This window comes from Planctomycetia bacterium (genome assembly GCA_034440135.1).
GTDB lineage: Bacteria > Planctomycetota > Planctomycetia > Pirellulales > JALHLM01 > JALHLM01.
On record JAWXBP010000235.1, the window covers coordinates 33,160 to 53,216 of the forward strand.

The 20,057-nt window shown below is 61.8% G+C and carries 20 protein-coding genes; 14 read left to right on the forward strand and 6 right to left on the reverse strand.

The window, feature by feature from the left end; translation table 11 throughout:
• Positions 1–40: 40 nt before the first annotated feature.
• Positions 41–2,023: a peptidylprolyl isomerase gene (locus SGJ19_14055; protein ID MDZ4781372.1), complete on the reverse strand. Its 1,983-nt coding sequence runs from the start codon at positions 2,021–2,023 to the stop codon at positions 41–43.
• Positions 2,024–2,307: 284 nt separating this feature from the next.
• Here SGJ19_14055 and SGJ19_14060 point away from each other — a divergent pair, with 284 nt between their 5' ends.
• The 5 genes from SGJ19_14060 (at position 2,308) to SGJ19_14080 (ending at position 6,689) form a co-directional block, all read left to right on the forward strand.
• A complete protein-coding gene (locus SGJ19_14060; protein ID MDZ4781373.1) occupies positions 2,308–2,859 on the forward strand; it encodes a hypothetical protein in 552 nt (183 codons plus the stop codon).
• 150 nt (positions 2,860–3,009) lie between these two features.
• Complete coding sequence (locus SGJ19_14065; protein MDZ4781374.1) at positions 3,010–3,915, forward strand: 4-(cytidine 5'-diphospho)-2-C-methyl-D-erythritol kinase; 906 nt, start codon at positions 3,010–3,012, stop codon at positions 3,913–3,915.
• Between the two features lie 27 nt (positions 3,916–3,942).
• Positions 3,943–4,593: a SpoVG family protein gene (locus SGJ19_14070; protein ID MDZ4781375.1), complete on the forward strand. Its 651-nt coding sequence runs from the start codon at positions 3,943–3,945 to the stop codon at positions 4,591–4,593.
• Positions 4,594–5,094: 501 nt separating this feature from the next.
• A complete protein-coding gene (locus SGJ19_14075; GenBank protein MDZ4781376.1) occupies positions 5,095–5,703 on the forward strand; it encodes a prolyl oligopeptidase family serine peptidase in 609 nt (202 codons plus the stop codon).
• Positions 5,704–5,855: 152 nt separating this feature from the next.
• Positions 5,856–6,689 (forward strand): PEP-CTERM sorting domain-containing protein, encoded by an 834-nt coding sequence (locus SGJ19_14080; protein MDZ4781377.1) that lies wholly within the window; start codon positions 5,856–5,858, stop codon positions 6,687–6,689.
• Between the two features lie 11 nt (positions 6,690–6,700).
• On the opposite strand, the gene SGJ19_14085 is transcribed toward SGJ19_14080, so the two are convergent.
• The gene (locus SGJ19_14085; protein MDZ4781378.1) at positions 6,701–7,498 is read right to left on the reverse strand and encodes an aldolase/citrate lyase family protein; all 798 of its coding nucleotides are present in this window, start codon (positions 7,496–7,498) and stop codon (positions 6,701–6,703) included.
• Between the two features lie 110 nt (positions 7,499–7,608).
• Positions 7,609–8,055 (reverse strand): response regulator, encoded by a 447-nt coding sequence (locus SGJ19_14090; protein ID MDZ4781379.1) that lies wholly within the window; start codon positions 8,053–8,055, stop codon positions 7,609–7,611.
• A 411-nt stretch (positions 8,056–8,466) separates the two neighbouring features.
• On the opposite strand from SGJ19_14090, the gene SGJ19_14095 reads away from it, so the two are divergent.
• The gene (locus SGJ19_14095; GenBank protein MDZ4781380.1) at positions 8,467–9,600 is read left to right on the forward strand and encodes an EAL domain-containing protein; all 1,134 of its coding nucleotides are present in this window, start codon (positions 8,467–8,469) and stop codon (positions 9,598–9,600) included.
• Positions 9,601–9,721: 121 nt separating this feature from the next.
• Positions 9,722–10,069 (forward strand): ASCH domain-containing protein, encoded by a 348-nt coding sequence (locus SGJ19_14100; protein ID MDZ4781381.1) that lies wholly within the window; start codon positions 9,722–9,724, stop codon positions 10,067–10,069.
• A gap of 43 nt (positions 10,070–10,112) precedes the next feature.
• Here the strand turns inward: SGJ19_14100 and SGJ19_14105 are convergent, their stop codons facing one another.
• Positions 10,113–10,946: a protein phosphatase 2C domain-containing protein gene (locus tag SGJ19_14105; GenBank protein MDZ4781382.1), complete on the reverse strand. Its 834-nt coding sequence runs from the start codon at positions 10,944–10,946 to the stop codon at positions 10,113–10,115.
• Positions 10,947–11,344: 398 nt separating this feature from the next.
• Here SGJ19_14105 and flhA point away from each other — a divergent pair, with 398 nt between their 5' ends.
• The 5 genes from flhA to SGJ19_14130 all read left to right on the forward strand — a co-directional run bounded on the left by flhA (position 11,345) and on the right by SGJ19_14130 (position 16,979).
• Positions 11,345–13,441: a flagellar biosynthesis protein FlhA gene (gene flhA / locus SGJ19_14110; protein MDZ4781383.1), complete on the forward strand. Its 2,097-nt coding sequence runs from the start codon at positions 11,345–11,347 to the stop codon at positions 13,439–13,441.
• 188 nt (positions 13,442–13,629) lie between these two features.
• Positions 13,630–14,796 (forward strand): flagellar biosynthesis protein FlhF, encoded by a 1,167-nt coding sequence (flhF, locus tag SGJ19_14115; protein MDZ4781384.1) that lies wholly within the window; start codon positions 13,630–13,632, stop codon positions 14,794–14,796.
• 204 nt (positions 14,797–15,000) lie between these two features.
• On the forward strand, positions 15,001–15,732 hold the full coding sequence (locus SGJ19_14120) for a hypothetical protein (GenBank protein MDZ4781385.1): 732 nt from the start codon (positions 15,001–15,003) through the stop codon (positions 15,730–15,732).
• 126 nt (positions 15,733–15,858) lie between these two features.
• On the forward strand, positions 15,859–16,119 hold the full coding sequence (locus tag SGJ19_14125) for a hypothetical protein (GenBank protein ID MDZ4781386.1): 261 nt from the start codon (positions 15,859–15,861) through the stop codon (positions 16,117–16,119).
• A 77-nt stretch (positions 16,120–16,196) separates the two neighbouring features.
• Entirely contained in the window at positions 16,197–16,979 is a 783-nt protein-coding gene (locus SGJ19_14130) for a FliA/WhiG family RNA polymerase sigma factor (GenBank protein MDZ4781387.1), read from the forward strand.
• 283 nt (positions 16,980–17,262) lie between these two features.
• On the opposite strand, the gene SGJ19_14135 is transcribed toward SGJ19_14130, so the two are convergent.
• Both SGJ19_14135 and SGJ19_14140 read right to left on the reverse strand, forming a co-directional pair.
• Positions 17,263–18,345, reverse strand: coding sequence for a hypothetical protein (locus SGJ19_14135; protein MDZ4781388.1), 1,083 nt, complete (start codon positions 18,343–18,345; stop codon positions 17,263–17,265).
• A complete protein-coding gene (locus tag SGJ19_14140) occupies positions 18,335–19,066 on the reverse strand; it encodes a sigma-70 family RNA polymerase sigma factor (protein ID MDZ4781389.1) in 732 nt (243 codons plus the stop codon). Before SGJ19_14140 ends, SGJ19_14135 begins: the two co-directional genes overlap by 11 nt.
• A gap of 185 nt (positions 19,067–19,251) precedes the next feature.
• On the opposite strand from SGJ19_14140, the gene SGJ19_14145 reads away from it, so the two are divergent.
• Positions 19,252–19,677, forward strand: coding sequence for a hypothetical protein (locus SGJ19_14145; protein MDZ4781390.1), 426 nt, complete (start codon positions 19,252–19,254; stop codon positions 19,675–19,677).
• A partial coding sequence (locus SGJ19_14150; protein MDZ4781391.1) for a hypothetical protein occupies positions 19,674–20,057 on the forward strand: 384 nt, incomplete at its 3' end. The genes SGJ19_14145 and SGJ19_14150, both read left to right, overlap by 4 nt.

Genomic DNA, 20,057 nt, shown 5'->3' on the forward strand with positions numbered 1-20,057 from the left:
AAAACTTCAAACTCGCCCGCGTCTCCGCGGATCAATTGAATTACCTTCTCGGCGGCGCCGGTTTCTTCGCCGCCGGGGCGTATTCGGTCTGTTGGATCGCCGCTGGGTTTTTCGCTGAGCTCTTGGCCGTTTGCTTCGGCAGGTGCGTTTCGCCCGTTAGTTCGTTGACAATGCGGGCGTTTTCTTGGAGCCGATCGAACTCCGTGGCCATGGCGAGGCGGAGTTTCTTCTCGTAGAGATCGGCGTAGATGTCGTTCCGCACCGTGGCAAAGTCCGGCACGCTCGGTTGCGTGAGGCCTTGGTAGTAGAGAATCACGAACTGGTCGCCGACCTGGATGATCCCGGACATGGGATCGGCGTCGTTGAGCGCGAAGGCTTCCTTCTCCAACAACGGTTCGCCGCCATGCTTCTGGATCGGCGGGATTTCGCCGCGCAGCACCCGCGTCGAGGCGTCCGTCGAATACTGCTCGGCCAGGTCGCCGAAGAATTTCTCGTTGAGGTTCTTGCGCGCCTTGTCCCACACTTCCTGGGCGCGGCGTTGGTTGTCCATCACGATCGCCAGGCAGCGGACGCGCGGGCCGTAGTTCGCGTCGAAGCCTTTTTGCAGGTCCGCTTCCGTGACTTCGACCCCTTGGCCGACGAGCTTTTTGAGCATCACGCTCGGCACGACCGAATCGTTCTTGTAAACCTCGACGGGCACACTGTTGTTCTCGGTCACTTCGACCAACCAGGCGCTGATGTCCGGCCGGCCTTGCGCGTCGAGCTTGCCCATCAGCGTGGCGGCGTGCGCGATTTCCTGATCGACGTCCGCCGGCGTAATCGCAATCTTCTTCTGACGGCAGGCCTGATCGAGCAACCGGCGGCTGATCATGGCGTCGAGCATTTCCGGACCATGCCGCTTAACGCATTCGGCGGCCATGTCTCGCGTCAGGAGCTGCTGCCCATTGACGATGGCGGCCACCTCCGGCTGCGCGGCGCGCTTGTCGGGATCGTTGAAGATCAACTCGACCTGCGATTGTTCCTGCAGCTTGGCGAACACATCGTCGGCCACCAGACGCAGCTTCTTGTCGCGAATGGCTTCCACCAACACCTGTTGAATCTTGCCTTCCAGCTTTACATCGCGGGCTGGCAGGTGTTTTTCGCACTTCAGAAACACGTACTGATCGGCGACCTGGAGAATGTCGGAAATCGCGCCCGGCTGGAGGCTGAACGCGGCGGCTTCGATCTTCTTGTCGCCCAAGTGCTTGCGAATCGGCTGAATCAATCCCTTGGCGCTCGCGCTGTTCGGATCGACGGAGTGTTGCTTGGCGAGATTCGGAAAATCGTCCGGCTTGGCCAAGGCTTGCTCGCGAATCTTCTGGGCGTTCTCCAGCGAGTCGCAAGCAATCAGCCGGCATTGCACCGCCGGACCGTACTGCGTTTCGTAGGCATCGCGAACTTCCTGCGGCGTGACGTTGAGTTGTGACGTCGCCAGCTTACGCAGCGCGATCGTCGGCCAGATGATGTCTTTGGCGTACTGGTCCGGGCTGATATGCCGTTCGGTTTCGAGCAGTTCCAACCACTTATCAGTCGGCACGCCGAATCGCTCGGCCATACGATCGATCTCAGTCTTCACTTCCTGCTCCGTGACCACGACGTTGCGCTTTTTGCACTCCGACGTGATCAGGAATTTGTTGACCATGGTTTCCAGCACGTCGCTGCCGTAATGGCGGAGGCATTCGGCCGCGAGGTCCGCTTGCTTGATTTGTTCGCCATTCACGGTCGCCATGACGTCCTTTGCCGGGACGGCCACCGGAGTCTTCGCCGGAGCGGGCGTGGTCGCCGCCGGCGTGCGCGGCGCGGCGGTGACTTTCGCACGCGGCACTGGCGGCGCGGTTTGCTGCGCTTGCGCGGAATCCGGTCCCCAGCCGAAGCGGGTATAGAGCGCCAAGGCGGCGATCGCGGCCACGCCGCAGAAGATGCTGAAGCACCGTGCCCAAAAGGCAGTGCGCGAGGCGTTCGACGGCGAATCCGTTCGCGTCATGGCGGGTAGCTCCTTAAATCCGGAATCCAGGCAATCTGGTGGGTCCGCGTAGCCGCGACATCGGTCGCCGCGGGAGAAATTCGGGCGGCAATATAAGAAGGCCACGATTTAGGGTCAAGATCGGCCGCGCGGCTGCCGACGGCGTTGCGATTTGAGAATTGCCCGCGAAACACGCGAAACACACGAAAAGGAGGAGGCTGGGAGTTTGAAAATCGTTTGCCCGGCGACTTCCGGGGCGTTACGGTGTTCTGAATGGCAGGATCACGAACATGGAGCGCATGCAGATGAAACGATCACGAATGGCCTTGCCGCTATTGGGTTTCGCCTTCCTCGCAGTTGGCGCCGGATTCTATGGCGGTGAGAAAACGAAAGCGCCTGTGCCAGTAGCGAGTGTGAATGTCCAATCGTTGGGGCGGCAAATCGAAGTCGTCGGTGATTTGGGCGAGCCGTTGGAGAAGTTGCTAACATTGCGCGGCGAAATGGTTGCCGCAGACAACTTTGCACATCTTCGAAAGAGCAAAGTCGTTCCCGATCCAGGGCTTTACGTGCGCGTCCGACATGTCAATGCGCGTCAGCTTGAGGAGCCGGTTGTAATTGAGCTGAGGCACAATTGGCACCAGGGAAAAAAGCCGAAACCTGGTACGCGCCTTGAATTGATTGGCTATGCGAAGCTGGCTTACGTCGGAGATTCGCCAATAGAGAAGCAATGGGCCGGCGATCCGCGCAATCGGCATGATGTACCAGAGCCACCGGAGGTTGCGAGGCACGTATTTGAAGGGCATTACGAAGATCAATTTGTCGTCCTCCAATTCGACGAACTGCCAGCGGGCGAGTAGTCGATGGCGTCAATTTCGCTGATTCGCTAGCGCCCCTAACCGATCCAGGTTGACCGATCCGTTTTGGATTCATAGAATTCGTCGGTTGCGTGGCGAGTTTTAACTTGTCAAGCCCGGTCCGCCGGGAGTTGATTAGGGGGCGGGCAGGGCATGGACGTTCAACGCACGCCGTCGGCCGTTGTGGTGCGCACACCGGCGAAGTTGAACTTGTTTCTCGAGGTGTTGGGCCAGCGAACAGACGGTTTTCATGAGCTGGAAACGCTCATGACGCCGGTAAATCTATACGACCTCCTGTGGTTCGCCCCGGCGGATTCAGGCGACATTGAACTGACGTGTGAACGGTTTCCGAGCGTGGAGCGATCCGGCGAGGAGGCCAGCAGGTTGCCGGAGGGATCCGACAATCTCGTAGTGCGGGCGGTGCGTTTGCTAGCCGAACGGGCCGGCATACGGGCCAGCGCCCGGATGAAGCTTTGGAAGCGCATCCCGGTGGCGGCCGGTCTGGCGGGTGGTTCGAGCGACGCGGCGGCGGCTTTGGTGGCCGCCAACGCGGGCTGGCGACTCGATTGGCCGCGGGAGCAATTGCTGCCGCTGGCGGCCGAGTTGGGCAGCGACGTCCCGTTTTTTCTAGGTCGGGGTCCAGCCGTTTGCCGCGGACGCGGCGAGCGGATTGAACCTGCGAGCGGCCTGGGCATCCTGCACTTCGTGGTCGTTGCTCCGCCGGTGGGACTCAGTACCGCCGCGGTTTTTCGTGCTTGCCGCCCGGCGGAACATCCCCAACCTCTGGCTCCCCTCTTGGAAGCTCTGCGCACGGGGGATGCTGCGACTGCCGGAGAACGCCTGTTTAATCGGCTGGAACCGGCCGCCGCTGAATTAACACCTTGGATTGAACGATTGCGTCGGGAGTTCGCCGACGGCGAATTCGTCGGACATCGGATGAGCGGCAGCGGCTCGAGTTACTTCGGGCTCTGCCGCAACCTCGGACATGCTCAAAGGGCCGCGAGCAGGTTACGAGGTCGAGGAGTCGGTCAGGTGTACGCTGTGCGTACCGCCTGCTGAGTCGCCACGATTGAAGGGAGAACAGCCGTGGATGTGACAGAAGTGCGCATCAAGCTCATGGAAGAACCCGGGGAGCGGCTCCAAGCGTTTTGTTCGATCACTTTCGACAATTGCTTCGTGATCCGGGATCTCAAGATCATCGAAGGGACCAACGGTCCTTTCGTGGCGATGCCCAGCCGCAAGCTGACATCGCACTGCCCGACGTGCGGCTGCAAGAATCACTTGCGCGCCGGCTATTGCAACCAGTGCGGCGTGAAGCTCAAAGAAGATCGCGCCATCAAGGACGAGGAAGGCCGGGCGAAGCTCTATGCCGACATCGCCCATCCGATCAACTCGCAGTGCCGCGAGATGATTCAGGACTACGTGATCAAGGCCTTCCAGGAAGAGGTCGAACGCTCCAAGCAGCCGGGGTACGTCTCGAGCTACGACGACTTCGACGACTACGACTATGCGCCGCGGACGCAAACCCGCGAGCCGGCGCATCGACCGCCGACCAGCGCCCCGCATTTCGATCGCAAGCCCACGCACACCTCGGGGCACGGCGGCGGGCGCGGCCCGCATCGGCCAGCGGCGGCGCAGCATCATCCCCAGCCGCAACCTGTGGCGCCACCGCCAGCGCCGGCTTCACCACCGCCGCGTGGCGAGAGCAACAACGGCTTCGGGGCGGGGGTGTTTTAGTAAGTTCGCCCTGCCGCGAACGGCTTAGCTTCACCGTGAAGCGTAGGGCGGGCCGCGCGTGCGTTAAGTGATGCGACGTGATACGCGCAGCGCAATGACAATTGTCTTAAAGTTCAAATCGTAAGGCCCGCCGCACATGCAACGGCGGGCCTTACTCGTCGCATGAACCGGCCGCAATCGTTTCCCGCGGTCATTGGAATCACTCGCTGGACGTTCTGCGCGGCCCGCCCTACGGCCTCGAATGGCCATCGGCGCCTGAACCGCTTCCTACATTTCTTGCCGACGCTTTCCTTGGCAGGGGAAGCAGGGCTATAATCGGCGGCCTGGCTTGTCGAAAACCTTTTGCGCGCTCTGCTCGCGGCCTTACCTTGGAGATGCAACATGCGGCGGATTCTGTGGATGGCGGTCTGGATGGGCTCTGTGGTGCTGCTGGCGCCGGCGGTTCGCGCCGACGAGCCCGCGGCGGGAAAGCAGACGCCCGCGGAGTTCACTCAGGAGATTATGGTGAAATACCAGTTATTCCTGCCGAAGGACTACGCGGACTCGGACAAGAAATTCCCGCTGATGTTGTTCCTGCATGGTGCAGGCGAATCGGGCAATGATTTGGAAATCGTGAAGAAGCATGGACCGCCGAAGCTCGTCGACGGCAAGCCTGACTTTCCGTTCATCGTCGTTTCGCCCCAGTGCGCGGTGCGACCCTGGCGGGTTGACCAGTTGAATGCGCTACTCGACGACATCATCGCCAAGTATCGCGTCGACACCGATCGCGTGTATCTCACCGGGCTCAGCATGGGTGGCTACGGCACCTGGGCCCTGGCGGCGGAGCACCCTGAGCGGTTCGCGGCGATCGTGCCGATTTGCGGCGGCGGCAATCCCGCCACGGCGTCCAAGTTGAAGGACATTCCGATCTGGGTCTTCCATGGCGCGAAGGACGACGCCGTGCCGTTGTCCCGCTCCGAGGAAATGGTCGCCGCACTCAAAGCCGCGGGCAGCGAGCCGAAGTTCACGATCTACCCGGACGCCGGGCACGACTCGTGGACGGAGACGTACAACAACGAAGATTTGTATAAGTGGCTGCTGGAGCAGTCGCTGGCGAATCGCAAGAAGTAGCCCGCGCGGAGGGAGAAGGCCGGAAATCGCCGGCCTTTTTCCCGGCAAATTGTTGCACCGCGACTTGGTGCGCAGGATAATGGCGGCGCGGCGTTCCATGGGGACGTCGCGCCGTCTCACTTTTCCGGATGCGCATTCGCGCCATGAACACTATGATTCGCACCACATTGATCGCTTCGTTCGTGTTCGCACTCCTGATCACGCCGCCGGCATCGGCGGCCTTGATCGCCTACGAGCCATTTGACGATGCGCCGGTGGGGAGTGACGTGCAGGGCAAGGCCGGCGGCCTGGGCTTTAGCGGCGGATGGCGCGCCGGTGGCTTTAACGCGTCGATCAGCAATAATTTCGATATCGCCAACGGGTCGCCGACGTTCGGCAATCTTTTGCGCGAGGGCAATTCCGTCAGCACGCCTGCCGTGGGCGCGATTTCCGGGATCACGCGCGACCTCGCCAGCCCGCTGGGCCAAGCGGACTCTACGGTTTACCTGAGCTTTCTGATCCAGCCGCAGGGCGCCTTGCACGGCGGCGCATTCAACGGCTTCATGGGGCTGACCTTGGAAAGCGCGGGCGAGCCGGAGTTGTACGTCGGCAAGCCAGGCGGCGGTGCGATCGATCGCTGGGCGTTGGAAGATCGCGGCGGCAGCCGGCAACATGCATCGAGCGTCTTGACGCAATCGGGGTCCACGGCACTCTTGGTCGTCAAGGCGGAGCTGTTCGCCAGCCCGAACATCAATGATAAGTTCACGCTGTATGTGAATCCCACACCGGGGGAAGCGGAGCCAGCTTCCGGCATCGTCAAGCAAGACGCTGCTTTCGGCGTCGTGCAAGGCATGACTTTGTATTCGTCTGGCGCGATGCAATTCGACGAATTGCGCATCGGACAGACCTTCGCGGACGTCACGCCGGTTCCGGAGCCTGGCAGCTTTGGATTGTTGACGGTCGGTTTCGCGGCCTTCGCGGCGGCCATCTGGCGCCGTCGGAAGTAAGCGGCGAGAATTTAATACGCCGCCGCGCCGCTCGCAGTGCTTTCCGGGCGCACTGCGCGAAGCGTTTCCAGCGACTTCTGCGTCATCAGGCGCAGGTCGCTGCCGATAGCGATGAATTGCATGCCTTGTTGCGCGCGGCGGAGGGCCACGTCGGCTTCCATCGTGTGCATGCCGGTTGGCGTGCCGGTTTTGTGGCCGGTATCGACGATCTGTTGCAGCAGGGCTTCGAACTCAGCGTCCGTGGCTTCGGTGCCGTCGGCGGCGCGCATGTTGGCGCGGAGATCGACGGGGCCGACGAAAATTGCGTCGACGCCCGGCAGCGAATAAATGGCCTCAGCATTACGCACGCCGGTCGGGCTTTCCGTTTGCAGCACGACCAGGATTTCGTCATTGGCCTTACGAAAATACTCGGCGGAGTTCGTGCCGAAGTTCATCGCGTGCATGCCGCCCCCCAGGCTGCGATTGCCGGTGGGCGGATACTTGGCCGCCGCGATGGCGACTTGCGCTTCCTCGACGGTATTGACCATTGGCACCACGATGCCCCAGGCGCCGGCGTCGAGCACGCGCTTGATGTAATCGTGCGAGCCGCGCGGCACGCGGGCGAGCGGCACGCAACCGGCGTCCGCCACGGCGGCGAAGATCATCGCCGCCTGCGACCAATCGATGGCGGAGTGCTCGATATCCAGCGTGAGCCAATCCCAGCCCTGTCGCGCGAGCACGCGCGTGGCATAGAGATCGCCCAGGGAGAGCCAGGTGCCGAACGAGGGCTTGCCGTCGCGCAAGATGCGCTTGACCGGATTACTGCGCATGATCTGAGACGCCTGACGCCGGGAAATCGAAGCGAGGATACCGGCCGGCAGTGTTTCAGATCGATACGCCGTTCGCAAGTGGCGGCCATGGACCGCCGCAGCACGAACTCTTAGTCGTTCAAGGCCCCCAATGCCCTCGGGCGTACGACCTGGTGGCCGAGGAGGTGGGGCATCCAGAGGGCTTTGTCGACCAGCTCGATAAGCACGTCCGGATCGACCGGCTTGCGGAGGTAGAACGTGCCGCCAGCTTCGCGGGCGCGGCGAATGATGTGCGGAATCTGCGCCGCGGAGAGGAAGATCACCGGCACGTCGATCAGCGACATGTGCGCGTCTTTGAGGCTCGCGCAGAGTTCCAGTCCGTTCTGGCCGCCGAGGTTGATGTCCGAGATGATCAGGTCCGGGGCCGATTGCAGCGCCATCTCGCGGGCCGTTCCCGCGTCTTTCGCGCAGCGGCAGGCGAATCCGTTGCGGCTCAGGATTTCGGCCAAGTCGGTCAACGTCTCCGGCTCGTCGTCAATCAGCAGGATGCTGGCGTTGCTCATTCCGAAGTGGTGCATCGAATTCACCTGATGTCGGCGGGTGGCGGGCATGTTCATTGGGGCGCGCTGCGGCCCCGCTCTCCGTTTTTCGGCCATCAGGCTTTGCGCCATCAGTCGCATTTGACCAGTTCACGCAATCACTCCAATCGTTACGACGCACTGTGCGCGCGACGCCGGGGATGCAGTTACAACAAAAATTCGCTCCCGCGCAACCACGGCCCCACCTCTGGCGGTAACGCGAACTAGGCTTTCTTTGGTGACACATCCGCCGTTGGTTTGCACTTGACCGGCTCATGATTCGGCTTGGTCAGACGGCAACGGTCCTGGCCGCCTTCGCCCAGGATCTGCCGCGGGCGGTTCGCGGTGTGCGCTGCGTGCGAGGTGAGTCGTTCCGTAACGTGCCTGCCACTCGCATCAGCCCGATTAATCATGAGTGACCTTGGGGCAAATTCCAACGCCGTGTGCTGGTATCTCTCCGGTCAAATCGAAGAGTCCGGGACGGTGCGCCAGATCCCGATTTCCTGTTCGCCGTTCCTGGTAGGACGTCGCACAGGCCTGGCGCTTTCGTTGCCGTGCCAAAGCGTGTCGAAAGTTCACGCCGATCTGCGATTGATCGGCGACAGCCTGCGCGTGCGCGATTTGGCCAGCACCAATGGCACCTTCGTCAACGGGATTCGCATCACGGACGATTCGAACGTACAGGCCGGCGACTTGCTGCAATTCGGCAACGTGATCTTTCAGGTGATTGGCGCCGAGAGCAACATCGCGCCGGACACGCACACGATCCAGACCGACTCGTCCGAGTCCGCGCTGGCGATGGTGCAGTTCGACAAGCTGATGAGTTCCCGAGCCGTGGTGCCGTTTTTCCAGCCGATCATCGCCTTCGACACGATGGAGCCGATGGCCTGCGAAGTGCTCGGCCGCAGCCGGCTGTTCGGCGTCAAAACGCCCAACGCCATGTTCCAGGCCGCGGCGCGGTTGCATCAAGAGGCGCAGCTCAGCCGTTTGCTGCGCGTCGTCGGTGCGCAGTCCGGCGCGACGCTTCCTGGAGCGCCCAACTTGTTCTTGAACACGCATCCCAGCGAACTGCAATCGCCTGGCTTGGTCGAAGCGCTGCGCGAGTTGCGCGAGGAGCTTCCTGAGTTGCGGATGACGTTGGAGATTCACGAAGCGGCGGTGACCGAGATCGGCGTGATTCGCGCGCTCCGCAACACGCTGCGCGACCTTGATATCGGTCTGGCCTACGACGACTTCGGCGCCGGACAATCGCGGTTGTTGGAACTGGCCGAGGCGGCGCCCGACTACCTCAAATTCGACATGAAGTTCATCCGCGGCATCAAACTCGCTCCGGCAGAGCGCCAGAAGTTATTGGCGACGCTGGTCCGGGCGGCCACGGATCTGAATTCGATCCCCTTGGCCGAGGGCGTCGAAACCGAAGGCGAAGCGGTAACCTGCCAGCAGCTTGGCTTCAAGCTGGGGCAAGGCTATCATTTCGGACGGCCCGCCGCGGCGCGGGATTACGCTGCTCGATACGCACCGCCGTTGGTTCCCCTGGGGACGTGAACAAGTGCAACGTCCCGGGGTCGCCGGGCAACGCTGACCTCGTCCGTGTATCCAGTAGCGCTGCACCCGTCGTTGAGTTAGTACACCGCCGCCATTCGCCCGCGGCGACGAGGCGCGCACTGTGCTGCTCTTCAAAAAGCGATTCCTCGACGCGATTCGCGCGGGCGGAAAGACACAGACCATTCGCCTTTGGCCGTATCGCCGCATGCGCGCCGGGCAGCGGAGCTATATCCCGGGCGCAGGTTACATCGAGGTGCTCAGCGTCGAGCCTGTCGACATCGCCGAGCTCACGGACGACGATGCCGCCCCTGACGGGTTCGATAGCGCCGAGTCGCTCCGCGCGGAGTTGGCGCACCTTTACAGCAACGCATCCGGAGAAGATCAACAAGCCTACCGTGTACGGTTCCGATTGCTCACTGAACCCGAGCAACTTGTGGCGCGGAGTGAGCGGAAAACACGCCGCAGGTAACCACGTTTCCTCGCCTTCGATAGCGTTCGTGGCGAAGGTTTTACTAGCTGCGACCGGCACCGCCGAGGCGATACGCGATGAACGTCAAGTCGTCGGGCTTCGACGGCTGGCCGTCGCGGGGCGTTTGCATGCGTTCGCGGCAGGTCGTGGCCAGGTCGCGGGCGACGTGATCCAGCGGGCCTTTCCTGACCCGTTCGACGATTTCATCAACGTGCAAGTTGTCGAACAAGCCGTCGCTGGAAAGCAGCAGCGTGTCGCGGTCGGCCAGTTCAATCGTGGAGCCGATCTCGATCCGCATGTCGGCCATGCCGAGCATGTTCGAGACGATGTGCCGCTCGTCGTGATGCATGGCTTCGGCGGCGTCGAGGAAACCCGACTCCACCGCATAGCCGACCGGGGAGTGCGACACCGTCTGCCATTTGATCCGGCCGCGCTGGCCAACGACCAGGATCATGGAGTCGCCCACGTGGTACGGCCGGGCCGTGCGACCCTGAATTTCGACCAGGGCCAACGTCGTGCCGGCGCCGATGCCCAACTCCACGATTTTTCGGTTGGCCGTCTCGATGCCATTCAAAATGGCGCTTCGCAGATCGGCGCCGTTGGCGGCGGCTTCGGCCATGGCGTCCTGAAGTGAGGAGAGGGCCAGGCTCGAGGCCTGTTCGCCCGCCCGGGAGCCGCCCAAACCGTCCGCTACCACCAGGATGCCCGATTGGCCGTCGAAGGGAATCAGCGCCGCGGCGTCTTCATTGGCCGTCTGCTTGTCCGGCGAGCGGCGCGAAAATACGGCCGCCGAACCTTCCCACAATGCGCACAGTTCCCCCGACTCCATATTGCAGTCGAGAAACAGGCTCGGGGTGTGGGGAGTCGCTACAGCCATAGCAAAATGCGTGTAGGTGAAACGACCGAACGCCGCCCCAGGCGTCCGCCGCGCACGGCCTCAACGGGGCCACTCTCTATTGTAGCATGGCGGGGGCGTTCCGGGAATTGGCATATGTCCTTACGCAGCCATCACTTGAGCGAAGTGGCCCAGCTTGGAGTGGAGCCGGAAGCGTCACCGCCCGGAGTGAATTGGTAACGACGGCATGTTTGGACTCGCTCCAGACGCTGGCGTTTTTGGCGCTATTTGATGTAGCAACGTTTAGAAGTTAGCTGCTTCGGCGCTGTTTAACGCACTGGACCTTGGTGGCGGATTTGGATACCTTCCCGCCCTCTTCACTTCACCGCCCGAGGGGGTGGCGGTGAAGGTGCGCAGCTCAAGTGCATGCGGAGCCAAGGATGGCGACGGTCGCAGCGCCAAACGTCGGGGCGATAAGCCCTTACGCTCGTTGGCGGGAACTGGTGTTGCCGGTCGGGATGATTGCCAGCGTGCTGGTGATCATGCTGCCGCTGCCACCTGCGCTGCTGGACATCCTGCTGGCGGCCAATATCAGCGTCGCCGTGATGATGCTGCTGACGACGATCTACGTCCGCACGCCGCTGGAATTCAATATCTTCCCGTCGTTATTGCTGGCCACCACGCTTGCCCGGCTGGTGCTGAACGTGGCCACGACGCGCTTGATTCTGACCCACGCCGACTCCCTTGGCCTGAATGCCGCGGGCGAAGTGGTCCATGCCTTCGGCGAGTTCGTGGCCGGCGACCGGATCGTGGTCGGCATTATTCTGTTCATCATTATCGTGGTGATCCAGTTCGTGGTGATCACCAAAGGCGCCACGCGGATCAGCGAAGTGGCGGCCCGGTTCTCCTTGGACGGCATGCCTGGCCGGCAGATGGCGATCGACGCCGATCTGAACGCCGGCATCATCGACGAAAAAGAAGCCCAACGTCGCCGGGCCGAAATCACCGCCCAGGCGGATTTCTTCGGGGCCATGGACGGTGCCAGCAAGTTCGTCCGCGGCGACGCCATCGCCGGCATCATCATTACGCTGGTGAACATTGTCGGCGGTTTGATTATCGGCGTCCTGCAAGGCGGCATGGAACTGGCCGAGGCCGGCTCGGTGTACACCAAACTGACGATCGGCGATGGTCTGGTCTCCCAGGTGCCGGCGTTTCTGATCTCGCTAGCGGCCGGCTTGCTCGTCACCCGCAGTAATACCGAAGTGAACTTGCCCGCCGAGTTCATGCAGCAGTTGTTCTCGCGACCGCAAGCGTTGGCGGTGACCGGCGGCTTTCTGATCATGTTGATCTTCACCAACTTGCCGGCGATTCCACTGTTCACGATGGCTGGCGGCTGCCTCGCGATGGCCTACACGATGACCCGCAAGAAGCGCGAGGTCGAAACGCAGGCCAAGCAAGCCAAGGCCGCGGACGTGAAGCCGCCGCAGGAGCGGATCGAAGACTACCTGCTCATTGACCCGATGGAAATGGAAATCGGCGTCGGCTTGATCCGCCTGGCCGACCCCAAGCGCGGCGGCGATCTACTGGAACGCATTCAGGGCGTCCGCCAGCAGATGGCGGGCGAGATTGGCATCATCATTCCGAAGGTAAGGATTCGCGATAACTTCCGGCTGGAACAGAATCAGTATCGCGTGAAGATCGCCGATTTGCCGGTCGCGCAGGGCGTGGTTTATCCCGGCATGTTGATGGCGATCGATTCCGGCATGACGGCCGGCAAGTTGAACGGCATCCCGACGACCGACCCGGCATTCGGCACTCCCGCGGTCTGGATCGACGCCGGAGCGCGTGAGCAAGCGGAGTTGCTGGGATACACCGTCGTGGAACCGGTCACCGTGCTGGCGACGCATCTCACCGAAGTCGTGCGCCGCAATGCCGACGAATTGCTCACGCGCGATGCGGCGAAGCATCTCATCGCGCAGCTCAAAGAAACCTCGCCGGCCGTGGTCGAAGAATTGATCCCCAGCCAAATGAAGCTGGCCGAGGTGCAAACGATCCTGCAAATGCTGTTGCGCGAGCAGGTTTCGATCCGGCAGTTGAGCTCGATCCTGGAAACGCTCGGCGATCATTGCTCGCGGTCGAAAGACCCAGTGCTGCTTACAGAGTACGTCCGCAACCGGCTCGCCCGAGCGATCTGCACGCGGCTCCGCGACAAAGAGAATCGCCTGTTCGTCGTGTCGCTCGACCCAACGCTCGAGGACCGGATTCGCGCGGGTATCGAACACAGCGAGCGCGGCATGTTCATCCGCATGTCGCCTCAAGCCGTCGAACACACCTGCCAGCGGATCTCGGCGGAAGTAGACAAGCTTACGCGGATTGGCAAACCGCCGGTGGTGCTGGTGAGCCCGCAGATTCGGGCCGGCCTGAAGCAATTGACGTCGCCAAACATCCCGCAACTCGCTGTGTTGAGCTACGCGGAAGTGACGCGCGACACGGTGATTGAGTCGTTGGGGATGGTGACGGAGGGAGTGGGGAAATGACGAATTTCTAAATCTGAATGACGAATCAAATCCGAATGATTAAATGCTTGAAGGTCCTATAGAAAGAGAAGCGTTCTCAACAATACGTCCCTTCGACATTCAGTCATTCAAATTTGATTCGTTATTCGGATTTAGAAATTCGACATTCACAAACGCACGCAGTCGCTCGCACAACGGAAGCTATCGCCATGGAACTACGAACCTATCGCGCCTCGTCCATGCAAGAGGCGCTGGCGCTGGTGCGGCAGGACTTGGGGCCGGAGGCCGCGGTGGTACACACGCGCGAGCTGGGCGCCGAGGGCTGGCGGCGCTTCGTGCGCGGGTCGCGGCGGATTGAGGTCACGGCGTCGCGCGAAGTGAATGTGCCGAGCCGGTTGGCGCCCAAAGAAACCGCAGCGCCGAAGCTCGCCGCGCCGAGCGTAACGTCGCCGTTCGATTACGGGCCGGAGCACGCGGTGCAGTTCCGCCAGGAGATGAAGGGGCAGCTCGACGGGTTGCAGCAGATGGTGGAAACGCTGTGCAAACGGTCGCGCGTGGGCGAACGGCGTGAGTTGCCCGAGGCGTTCTTTCGACTCTACGCCGAATTGCTCGACGCCGATCTGAGCGATGACGAAGCCCGGGACCTCGTCGAACGCATTCAACAAGAGTTGCCCGGCGCAAATGAGGCGGCCTACGAGAGCGTACGCCTCCGGGCGCAACAATCGGTCGAGAGCCAGATTCGCATCGCCGGGCCGATCATGACGCACTCGGGCCGCCGCCGACTGGTGGCGCTCGTAGGTCCGACCGGTGTCGGGAAAACAACGACGATCGCCAAACTGGCCGCGAACTTCCGTCTCCGGGAGAAACGCCGTGTGGGGTTGATTACCGTCGACACGTACCGCATCGCGGCCGTCGAACAGTTGCGCACCTACGCCGACATCATCGACCTGCCGATGGAAGTGGTCAGCACGCCGCGCGAGATGCGCGAGGCCGTCGCCAAGATGAGTCAACTCGATTTGATCCTGCTCGACACCGCGGGCAGAAGTCCCAAAGACGAAGTGCAAATTCAGGAGTTGCGGGCGTTCCTCACCGAAGCGCAGGCGGACGAAGTGCACCTCGTGATGAGCAGCGTGTGCAGTTCTTCCACGCTGTTGAAAACGGCCGAGCGTTTCGGCGAAGTCGGCGCGACGTCGCTGCTGATCACAAAATTGGACGAAGCCAGCAGCTTCGGCAGCCTGTGGCCGTTGCTGCGCTCCTGCCCGCTTCCGCTCAGCTACCTGACCGACGGCCAAAACGTCCCAGACGACATCCAACCCGCCGACCGCCGCCGCCTAGCGCGGTTAGTGCTCGGGCAGATGGATGAGGCGATGGTGTAGCGGAGGATTCACCACGGAGACACGGAGGCACGGAGAGGGGGAAGAGGGGTGAAGCATTTTGAAACGCGGAGGGGGAGAGTGTGATGAGTTTTAGAGTGACGATGGCTGCCCAATGCTGAAAACTGAACACTGAAAACTTCAATCTCCCACTCCTCCTCTCCGTGTCTCCGTGGTGAATCCTCGGAACCAAACGTCTGAACTCCAATGCAACCCGATCAAGCGACACGACTGCGATTGTTGGTGAGTGACGAGGCCTCGGATGAGGTCGTCGCTCAGCCGCGCGCATCACGTACTTTGTCGGTCGTGGGCGCTAAGGGGGGCGTGGGCACGAGCACCGTGGCGTTGAACTTGGCCGTCGCGCTGAGCATCTCTGGTTGCCGTGTCGAGTTGGCGACCGCGAGTGACCTAGTGGGCGAGGCGACGGCGTTGACGCGCGGTCCCGCGGGCGTTGTCTTGCTGGGCGAAGAAGGTTGGCGAAGGTCATTGCTGTGGCAGCCGAGTTTGAGCCATTCAAAACAATTCATACCGGCGGCGAGCGAACTGGCGGACTGGTTGATCGTCGATCGAGGCACGGCGCCCTCCGCGAACGACGCCGAGTCGATGCTGCTGGTGAGCACGCCGGAACCTGCGTCGATCCTGGCGGCGTTCGAAGCCTTGCGTTCGGCTCACGCCAGCGGGATCGCAGCGGAGCTACTAGTCAATCGCGCCGGCACGCTGGCGGAGACGGAGCGGATCCGAGTGCGGCTTACCGAGGCTTCGCGGCGACTGCTGGGCTGTTGTCCGAACGTCTATGAGCTTCCAGAAGACATCGCTGTATTGGATGCGGCGCGATTGGGTCGGCCCGTGGCGTTAGCTCGCCCGGCTTGCCCGTTTTCGCGCGGCGTGCAACGGCTCGTCGATGTTTGGTCGTCGGCGCGCTCCGAGCGGGCCGCCTAACAAAAAACTCACACGGTTTCGCGAACGATTCAAGATCCCAACCTGAAAGACCGATTGTATGAGGGCCGTTGACTACGCCATGTACTGTCAAGATTTTCCGGTTAGCGAAGCCGTGAGGCGCGTGCGGTGGCAAGAACGTACGCCGGAATCCTCGGTTCGCTGGCCATGGCGGTCGCGTTGGTCCGCGGCATCATGTCGGGCGGTGGAGCGGAAGAAACCGTCGTGCATGCCTTGGCGGCGATGATTGGTTTCGGCCTGCTCGGTCTCGCGATCGGCGGCATCGCAGGTTGGATCGTGGAAGACGCGGTTTACGCACAAGTTCAGCAGGAAGTCACGGCGCACGAGGCGCAGAAGAACACCAGGTCCGACAATCCCACGACGCGCTGACGCGCCGACGGCCCCTGGCCGCGGGCGTACCAAGGATGGCTTGAGCGCGATCGTATCCAGCAGTCACGGAGGAATGCATGGCAACCACACTAGCGCCTGAAGACGTCTCGCAACTCTGGGATGCCTATAAGCTCGATATGAACAATCAGGAGCTGCGCAATCGGCTCGTCGAGCAATACCTTCCCCTGGTGAAATACAACGGCGAGCGCATCTGGGCGCGGTTGCCCGAGGGCGTCGAGTTGGACGACCTGATCTCGGCCGGCATCTTCGGTCTGATGGACGCGATCGACGCGTTCGACCTGACGCGCGGCGTCAAGTTCGAGACCTACTGCGTACCGCGCATTCGCGGGGCCATGCTCGACGAACTTCGCACCATGGACTGGGTGCCACGCCTCGTGCGCTCCAAGGCCAGCAAGCTCAACGAGGCGGTGAAAACCCTCGAGACTCGGCTCGGCCGGCAGCCGTCGCACGCGGAGGTGGCCGAACAGATGACCATCACGGTGCCCGAGTTGGAAAAGATGGTGCTCGACGCCAACGCGGTGAACCTGATCAGCCTGAACAAGAAGTGGTACGAGACCGACAGCTACAAAGACGTCCGCGAGATTGATATTCTCGAAGACAAAAAGGGCGAGGATCCCACGAAGCGGATCCAGAAGAACGACCTGATGCGGCTTGTCACCAAGGGACTCAATCGCAATGAGCGGCTGATCATCATCCTTTACTACTACGAAGAGCTGACGATGAAGGAGATCGGCGCCACGCTGGATCTCTCCGAAAGCCGCGTCAGCCAGATGCACAGCTCCATCGTCCAACGCCTGCAAAGCCAGCTGGGCCGCCGACGTCCGGAGTTTGGGACGTAGGACCTTGAGAGTTTGAAGTTTTCAGTGTTCAGTTTTCAGTTCATTGAGCGCAATCGAACTGTAGGGCGGGCCGTGCGAGATTTGGGCCGTCGATTCTTGCGACACCCATCACAACGCTGATCACCGCTACCAGAAACAAAGCGAGGCCCGCCGTGCATCACGGCGGGCCTCGCTGTTTGGTGTGGTTGCGTTACCGGAGTGCGTCGTCAACTCATCCGCGAAGTCATCGAGTAGTGCGCCGGCCCGGCCTACTGAAAACTGAACACTGAAAACTTCAAACTCCTTACTTCGCCAACTCATTCATCTCCATCAGTTGTGGCAACGAGTTGGATGAATCGGCGTTGCGATGCGGGACGCGAACCTTGGTGTTCACCGGGACCCGTAAGTAGATGCGGAAGAGATGAATCTTCTGCACGGGACGGGCCCAACTGGGGGCCACGACGGCATCGTTCACATGCTGTCCGGCGCCAATGATGCCCAAGTCGTTGTGATAGATGTCGTCTTTGCAGCCAGCGGCGGTGCAGGTGCGCTGAAACTGCACATGGCCGTCCTCGTACAGGACGTTCTGCCCGCGGCCTTCGTGATTCGCGCTCACATCGCCGCTATCCTGAGGGCTGGACGAATCGGCCACCAAGGCAAAGCGGGCGCGCCCCTGATTCTTGTTGCCCAAGTAACGGCCGTCCTTCTCATAGCCCAGGGCATAGCCGTAGCTGCCTCCCATGCTGCGTTGCAGTTCCAAGAGCGGCGCGCCTTCGGCCTTACCGATGCTCGCCATAGTGACAGGCGCCTGATCGGCCGCCGCTTGCGGCGACGAGGGGCAAAGCAAGGATCGCGAATTCTCGAGGTAGCGACCGTCGGTCAGCGTCGGACCGAAGATGCCGGCCGCGGCGTAGTTCCCTTCGGTCGGCACGTACGGGAAGTACCCGCCATGCTGTTGGCTGTATTGCCAGAGGCCGTTGCTGACCTGACGGAGGTTTTCGCTACAGTAAGCCACCTGCTGATCGAAGCGACTTTTCATTACCGAGGGGAAAAACAACATTGAAGCCACAAACAACACCGAGGCTGCCACGGCAAGGTCGAGCCATCGCCAGGTTGTCCGCTGCTCCCCGTATTCGACCTGTACGGCCGGCGCATTCGCTTGCCGCTCGATGAACTGGCAGCAACGTTCCGCCAAACCCAGCGGCGGAGCGGAATGTTCTGCATCCGAGCGGAGCGGCGTCAACGCGCGCCGTAAGACTTGCACCGAACGCTGCAACTGCGGGTCGGACGCCAGTCGCGACTCCAGCGCCTCGCGCTCGTCGCTCTCCAGGGCGTCCAACAGGTAGCCCAGCAACTCGATTTCGGTGTCAGGTTGTTTAGCGTTCATGGCGGCTGTGTTCGGAGTTGTTCCACGCTTCATTGAGACGCAACATCGCCGTATGCAGGCGGCTCTTCACGGTTCCAACCGGCACTTTCAAGATTTCCGCGGCTTCGCGGTATTTCAGTCCTTGGTGGTAGATCAAATTCACGGCCACTTGCAGCGTCTCCGGCAGCTTGGCCACGGCATCGCGGGCCCAATCGCGCCGCTCCACCGCTTCCAGGTTGTCGTCCGGCGACGGGTCCCGGGCTTCCAGCAGGTCCAGCAAAGCCCCCGGTTCGCTTTCGCCGTCTTCGCCGTGACGCCGGTCGAGGCTGACCAGCTTGTGTCGCTTGTTTCGTCGTTGGCAGTCGATGGCCTGGTGCGTGGCGATGGTGTACAACCACGGGCGCACCTTGCGTTCGGACTCGAACTGCTGGCATTTCAGATGGACTTGCAGGAAGGTCGCCTGAAAGACATCTTCGGCCAGGGTCGCGTCTCCAAGGTAGCGTTGCAGGTAGCTGTACAGCTCGCGCTCGTACCGTTTCACCAGTTCGTTAAACGCCCGCCGATCCGCCTGGGCGCGGTATTTCAGCAGCAACTCTTCGTCCGAGAGTTCGGCCAGGGGAGGGGCGGCGTTGGGGGAGCTGGGAGGGCTAATCGAACTGCACTCTCTCTGATACGCATGGCGGGGTGAGGAGTTCACCGAGCGGCCAAGAAAATCCGTTGTCTGTCCGCGTAAGGCTACCATGTTTCACCGTATCCGAGTGGGGTGAGGAGCAATTGCTGGAGGAGTTTGAAGTTTTCAGTGTTCAGTTTTCAGTGAGGACAGCGCGGCCCCGATCGCTGAAAACTGAACACTGAAAACTTCAAACTCGCTCAAAACCCTGATAACCGCTCCAAATCGCAAGTCCCGTGCCTAGGGGTGAAAATCTCGTGTACAAACGCTACGCATGGATCGCGCCTGGCGACGTAAACGCCTTCTTTGGCTTGATGTTGGATAACATTGGCGTGCTGGTTTTGTCGGTCACGCTGCTCGCCGCCAAGTTCGGTTTCCCGGCAACTTTTGCACTCCGTTACATGGTGCCGGGCTCGGCGTTGGGGGTCTTGGTAGGAGACCTCGCCTTTACCGCCTTGGCGTTCTGGGTCGCCCGGCGAACCGGGAAGACCGACGTCACGGCCATGCCGCTCGGCATCGACACCCCCAGTACCTTCGGGATGGTGTTCTTCGTGATCGGGCCGGCGTTCCTAGCCGCTCGGGCGTCGCAACTCGACGTCGACGCTGCGGCCCGTTACGCCTGGCACATCGGCATCTGGTCGATTCTCTGGAGCGGACTTTTCAAGCTGGCCTGCGCGCCTTGAGCGGCTGGGTTCACCGGTTGATCCCGCGTGCCGGCCTGCTCGGCTCCCTGGCGGCGATCGCGCTCGTGCTGATCGCCTTCATCCCGCTGCTGGAAATCTGGCACGAACCGCTCGTCGGGCTGCCGTCCCTGGCGGTGATTCTTTGTACGTTGGTCGCGCGGAAGAAGTTCCCGTTCAAACTGCCGGGCGCCTTGGCGGCGCTGCTGGTCGGCGGCGGCATTCACTATGTGCTGTTGGCTTCCGGCTGGATCGAACCGAGTTCGACGCCGTTCGACCCCAGCGCCGGCCAGATCCCGACGCTGGGGTCGCACCGCGTCCAACCCGGCTCGATCCAGCCGGAGCGCACCAGCAAATCGTGCATGCCGCCGCCGACCACCAGC

Excerpts from the sequence above, each read along its gene's own strand:
- SGJ19_14075 (MDZ4781376.1), top strand. The coding sequence starts at position 5,095 with ATGGTGAAATACCAGTTATTCCTGCCGAAGGACTACGCGGACTCGGAC.
- SGJ19_14060 (MDZ4781373.1), top strand. The coding sequence starts at position 2,308 with ATGAAACGATCACGAATGGCCTTGCCGCTATTGGGTTTCGCCTTCCTC.
- SGJ19_14055 (MDZ4781372.1), bottom strand. The coding sequence starts at position 2,023 with ATGACGCGAACGGATTCGCCGTCGAACGCCTCGCGCACTGCCTTTTGG.
- SGJ19_14105 (MDZ4781382.1), bottom strand. The coding sequence starts at position 10,946 with ATGGCTGTAGCGACTCCCCACACCCCGAGCCTGTTTCTCGACTGCAAT.
- SGJ19_14140 (MDZ4781389.1), bottom strand. The coding sequence starts at position 19,066 with ATGGTAGCCTTACGCGGACAGACAACGGATTTTCTTGGCCGCTCGGTG.
- SGJ19_14095 (MDZ4781380.1), top strand. The coding sequence starts at position 8,467 with ATGAGTGACCTTGGGGCAAATTCCAACGCCGTGTGCTGGTATCTCTCC.
- SGJ19_14135 (MDZ4781388.1), bottom strand. The coding sequence starts at position 18,345 with ATGAACGCTAAACAACCTGACACCGAAATCGAGTTGCTGGGCTACCTG.
- SGJ19_14080 (MDZ4781377.1), top strand. The coding sequence starts at position 5,856 with ATGATTCGCACCACATTGATCGCTTCGTTCGTGTTCGCACTCCTGATC.
- SGJ19_14090 (MDZ4781379.1), bottom strand. The coding sequence starts at position 8,055 with ATGCACCACTTCGGAATGAGCAACGCCAGCATCCTGCTGATTGACGAC.
- SGJ19_14130 (MDZ4781387.1), top strand. The coding sequence starts at position 16,197 with ATGGCAACCACACTAGCGCCTGAAGACGTCTCGCAACTCTGGGATGCC.
- flhA (MDZ4781383.1), top strand. The coding sequence starts at position 11,345 with ATGGCGACGGTCGCAGCGCCAAACGTCGGGGCGATAAGCCCTTACGCT.
- SGJ19_14085 (MDZ4781378.1), bottom strand. The coding sequence starts at position 7,498 with ATGCGCAGTAATCCGGTCAAGCGCATCTTGCGCGACGGCAAGCCCTCG.
- SGJ19_14065 (MDZ4781374.1), top strand. The coding sequence starts at position 3,010 with ATGGACGTTCAACGCACGCCGTCGGCCGTTGTGGTGCGCACACCGGCG.
- SGJ19_14120 (MDZ4781385.1), top strand. The coding sequence starts at position 15,001 with ATGCAACCCGATCAAGCGACACGACTGCGATTGTTGGTGAGTGACGAG.
- flhF (MDZ4781384.1), top strand. The coding sequence starts at position 13,630 with ATGGAACTACGAACCTATCGCGCCTCGTCCATGCAAGAGGCGCTGGCG.